General features: G+C 72.4%; 1 protein-coding gene. It reads left to right on the top strand.

Annotated features, from left to right (window positions below; translation table 11 throughout):
- Positions 1-848 (top strand): rhodanese-like domain-containing protein (locus tag O1Q03_RS39920; protein WP_269511642.1); only part of this gene is annotated, 848 nt, incomplete at its 5' end.
- Positions 849-1,166 lie beyond the last annotated feature (318 nt).

The following is a 1,166-nucleotide window of genomic DNA, read 5'->3' as shown; positions in this document are numbered from 1 at the left end:
GCCGCGCCGCGCGCGCGGTGGCCGAGCGCGCCGGCGTGCCGCGGATCGCGCTCGCGGACGTCGCCGCGCTCGACGAGCCCGGCCGCACGCTGTATCGCTTCGACGTGCGCACGCCGGAGGAATACGAAGCCGGCCATCTGCCGGGCTTTCTCGGCACGCCGGGCGGCCAGCTCGTGCAGGAAACCGACCATCACGCGGCCGTGCGCGGCGCGCGGATCGTGCTCGCCGACGACGACGGCGTGCGCGCGGACATGAGTGCATCGTGGCTCGCGCAGATGGGGTGGGACGTGCGCGTCGTCGAACCGGCCGGCACGGCGGCCTTCGCCGAGCGCGGCCAGCCGCCGCGCGACGTGCCGGCGACGCCGCAGGTAATCGAGGTGTCGCCCACAACGCTCGCGGGCTGGCTGAAGGAGGGGGCCGAAGGCGAGATTGCGATCGTCGACGTGACGACCAGCGCGAACTACGTGAAGCGCCATATCCCCGGCGCGTGGTTCGCCGTTCGCGCGCAGTTGCGCGACGCGCTCGCCGCGATCCCGCCGGCGAAGCGCTACGTGTTCACGTGCGGCTCGAGCCTGCTCGCGCGGTTCGCGGCGGACGACGCGCGCGCGCTGCTGCCGCCTTCGGCCGAAATCGCGGTGCTGACGGGCGGCACGGGTGCGTGGATCGACGCGGGGCTGCCGTTGGAACACGGCGAGACGCGGCTGGCGTCGCCGCGCGTCGACCGCTACCGGCGCCCGTACGAAGGCACCGACAACGCGACGGCCGCGATGCAGGCGTATCTCGACTGGGAATACGGGCTGGTCGATCAACTGAAGCGGGACGGCACGCATCACTTTCGCGTGATCTGAGTACGGCGCGGCAAGCGGCAGGCGGCAGGCGGCAAGCGCCGAACGGCAACCGGCAAGCGGCAAGCGGCAAGCGGCAGGCGCCAAACGCCAAACGCCAAACGCCAAACGCCAAACGCCAAACGCCAAACGCCAAACGCCAAACGCCAACCGGCACGAGGTTCGCCGACCCCCGGTCGCCGCACACTGGGCCGCGCATCGCGCGCGACGCATCGCATGTCGGACGACGGCGGGCGAATCGTGCGCATTCCGGCCGCCGCAGGGCAGGCGGCGGCCCGGATGCACTAAACTTGCGGGACTTTTGCATCGCCGTGCGGGGCC

The organism is Burkholderia sp. IMCC1007 (assembly GCF_027257875.1).
GTDB lineage: Bacteria > Pseudomonadota > Gammaproteobacteria > Burkholderiales > Burkholderiaceae > Burkholderia.
The sequence above is the reverse complement of the archived record's forward strand: the minus strand, read 5'-3'. Positions and strand labels throughout refer to the sequence as shown.